Source organism: Streptomyces torulosus, assembly GCF_001419765.1.
In the GTDB taxonomy this organism is placed as follows: domain Bacteria; phylum Actinomycetota; class Actinomycetes; order Streptomycetales; family Streptomycetaceae; genus Streptomyces; species Streptomyces torulosus.
Map to the genome: position 1 here is coordinate 1 of NZ_LIRK01000879.1, position 3,554 is coordinate 3,554.

At 72.6% G+C, this 3,554-nt stretch carries 2 protein-coding genes and 1 pseudogene; 1 reads left to right on the forward strand and 2 read right to left on the reverse strand.

From position 1 onward, the window contains the following. Window positions 1–2,420: ATP-binding protein (locus AOK23_RS41780; protein ID WP_055717616.1), on the forward strand; the 2,420-nt coding region annotated here is incomplete at its 5' end. Window positions 2,421–2,610: 190 nt separating this feature from the next. On the opposite strand, the gene AOK23_RS47500 is transcribed toward AOK23_RS41780, so the two are convergent. Beyond that, on the reverse strand, window positions 2,611–2,859 hold the full coding sequence (locus tag AOK23_RS47500) for a hypothetical protein (protein ID WP_055717617.1): 249 nt from the start codon (window positions 2,857–2,859) through the stop codon (window positions 2,611–2,613). Window positions 2,860–3,053: 194 nt separating this feature from the next. Further along, window positions 3,054–3,554, reverse strand: a pseudogene (locus AOK23_RS41790) (hypothetical protein); the annotation flags it as partial.

The window sequence follows — 3,554 nt, forward strand, 5'->3', positions numbered from 1 at the left end:
TCGGCGAGGAGGGGATGGCCGGGAGGGGCGGCGCGAGCACGGTGGTGGGCGTCGACGCGGCGGACGGCGCCGGGAGGGCGGACTGCGCCGGGAGGGCGGGCGGCGCGGCCGGGCCGGGTTCGCCCGCCCTCCCGGCGCAGTCCGCCCTCCCGGCGCCGTCCGCCGCGTCGACGCCCACCACCGTGCCCGCGCCGCCCCTGCCGGCCATGCCCTCGTCGCCGAGCACACTGCCGTACGCGCTGCGGGACTTCTCCGGCCGGGCCGCCGAGATGGACTGGATCCGTGAGACGGCCCTCGACAAGGACGGGGTCTGGGCGCACATCGTCGCCATCGACGGCATGGGCGGAAGCGGCAAGACCGCGCTCGCCGTGCAGGCCGCCCACCAGCTCGCCCCGTACTGGCCCGACAGCCAGCTCTTCGTCGACATGCGCGGATTCACCCCCGGCCAGGAGCCGTTGAGCTCGGCCGCCGCGCTGGACGCGCTGCTGGCGTCGGCGGGGGTGCCCGGCGAGGAACTGCCCGACGACCCCGCGGCCCGTACCGCGCTGTGGCGTTCGATCACCGCGCAGCGCAGGCTGCTGATCGTCCTCGACAACGCCGCCACCGCCGACCAGGTCATGCCGCTGATCCCGGCCTCCCCCGACTGCCTCACCATCGTCACCAGCCGCCCGCGCCTGGTGGACCTGGACGGCGCCCGCTGGCTCTCGCTGGACGTGCTGACCGACGACGACGCCACCGAACTGCTGGCCCGGACCCTCGGCCGCGAGTGGGTGGAGCGCGAACCGGAGGCGTGCGCCCAGCTGATCCGGCTCTGCGGCCGGCTGCCCCTCGCGATCCGGATCTCCGCCGCCCGCCTCAGGAACCGCTCCCACTGGACGATCCAGCGGCTCGTGGACCGGCTGTGCGACGAGACCCGCCGCCTGGACGAACTCAACTCCACCGGCCGCAGCGTCGCGGTCGTGCTGCGCATGTCCTACCAGGCGATGGACGAGGGCAAGCGCACCGCCTTCCGGCTGCTCGGCCTGCACCCGGGCCGGAACATCGACCCCGCGGACGCCGGGGCCCTCCTCGACTGCCACCCCCACGACGCCGAGGAGGTCCTGGAGCACCTGCTCGACGCCCACCTGCTGGAACAGCGCGAGCCCGGCTGGTACCGGATGCACGATCTCGTCCGCAGCTTCGCCCGCGGCCTCCTCGGCACCGAGCAGGCCGGGGAGCAGGAGAACCAGGCGGTGGGGCGGCTCCTGGACCACTATGTGCTGACGGCGGAGAGCGCCTGCGACACACTCTTCCCGAAGCGGCCCCGGTTCCCGGAGTTCCTGCCGCCCGGCCGCCCCCTCCACCCCGGCTTCGCCACGGCCGACGAGGCCCTCCAGTGGCTGGACCGGCAGCGGGACAGCCTGCTGTCCGCGGTGGACCTGGCCGTGGAGAACGGCCACCTGCTGCACGCCGCGTACCTGCCGCGCGCCCTCGGCTTCCACTCCCACATCAGGAACTACCCGCACGACCTCCAGGAGACCAACCGGGCCGCCGTCGCGGCCGCCCGCAGCCTCGGACAGCCGGTCCTGCTGCGCATCAGCCTGACCAACCTCGCGATGGGGCAGTGGCGGCTCGGCCTGTACGAGGAGTCCGCCGCGCATCTGCGGGAGGCACTGGACGTCGCCCGCGGCGGCGACCGGCTCGGCGAGGCCGTGTGCATGAGCAGACTGGGCCAGGTCTACAACAGCCTCGGCAAGTTCGCCGAGGCACTTGAACTGCTCACCGGCTCCGCGTGCCTGCAGCAGGAACTCGGCCAGGTGCGGGAGGAGGCGGTGAGCCTCGGCCTGCTCAGCTCGGTCAACGCCCGCCTCGGCCGCTACCAGGAGTCGGCCGACGCGGCGGCCCGCTCGCTCGCGCTCTACCGGGAGATCGGGGAGATCAGCAACTCCATCGTCTCCCTGTCGACGCTGGCCCTGGCCCTGCTGGGACTACGAAGACCGCAGACCGCCCTGGAACGGCTCGACGAGGCGCTGCAGCTCTGCGACCGGCTGAACAAGCCCGCCAACACGGCCCTCATCCTGTCCTACTGCGCCGACGCCTATGTGATGCTCGGCCGGCCCGAGCAGGCGCTGCCCTACATCGAGCGGGCCGCGGAACTGGCCGCCTCCGAGACCACCGCGCGCCGGGCCACGGTGGAGAACGCCGCCGGCCGGGTGCTGCGCGCACTGGGGAAGTTCTCCGAGGCCCGCGACCGGCACCGCAACGCCCACGACCTGGCCTCCGGCATCGCCTTCCGCTACGAGACGGCGCAGGCGCTGCACGGCCTGGCGAGGGCCGGCGAGGAACTCGGTGACCACGGGAGCGCCCAGGAGCACCGGCGCCGGGCCGACGAACTGTTCGCCGAGATGGGGGTACCGCGCGAGGCCCGCCGCCTCGCCTGACCCGGCCCCCGCCGGCACCGGACGACCGGTGACTGACGACCGGTGCCGGAACAGACATCGGGCCCCGGCCTCTTTCGAGGCCGGGGCCCGCAGCGGCTCCCGTCTGCCGCCGCCCGAGCCCCCCGGGAGACCGGTGGGCAAGCTCGCCCGGGACGCGGTGGCTGTCAGGTGGAACGACGTACCGGGTGGTTCACGCGGCCTGGAGCACCGGCGACCGCCGTACGACCGACGGCCCGTGGTCGTCGTTCAGGGGGCCCGACGCGGACGCGACCGAGGGGCCGTGGTCGTCGTTCAGCGGGCCGGAGGCGGACGCGACCGAGGGGCCGTGGTCGTCGAGAGGTGCGACCGAGGGGCCGTGGTCGTCGGCCAGGATGACTCGCGCGGCTGCGCCGGAGGGCCCGTGGTCGTCCGCCAGAAGAGAACCGACCGGACCTGTCACAGCAATCCCCCAAATGCCAGCCGTAGCGATAACGCCGATCACGCCGGTCATCTTGCCGCGCATTCTGTGCCCCTTCGGTGGATGTCATCTCCTCTGACACCACCGACATTTCCAGTACCTCCTCCCGTGTCGTTCCTCTGTTCCGACCTGCGTCTTCCTCGCCTCTGAGCTGGGAAAACAGCACCGTTACCGCCTCATTCCCGCGCCTCTTCCCGCCTTTCTACCCGTCTTTCCGCCGACAGCTGTCCCGTTACCGTTTCCGGCTTCCCGGCCGGTTCTGAAACCGGCTTCCCGACCGGTTCACAAACCGGATCGTCGACCGGTTTTTCCTCCCGCACATCGGCGCGGAGAAGTTCCACCGCGCCTCCGCTGCGCCGAGCCGCCTCCTGCGCGGTCCCACCGGACACGACCACATATCCGTTGCCGGTGCCGTCCGGAAAAGGAACGGAGTCCCCCGGGGAATAGGGGAAATTCACCGCCTGGGTATACGGCAGGGCGCAGATGCTGTCGATTCCCGCGACCGTGCGCAGCCGTCCCGCGGGCAGGCGGAAGAAATCGATCGCGGCGAAACGGTCGGGCTCGGGCACCGGACCCAGCTCCTTGCCGAGGAGAGCGGCGAATACCGCCGCCTCGAGATCGAGGCCCCGGGCGATGTCCACGAGCAGCGGAATGCGGTCACCGCCGAGACCGGCCCG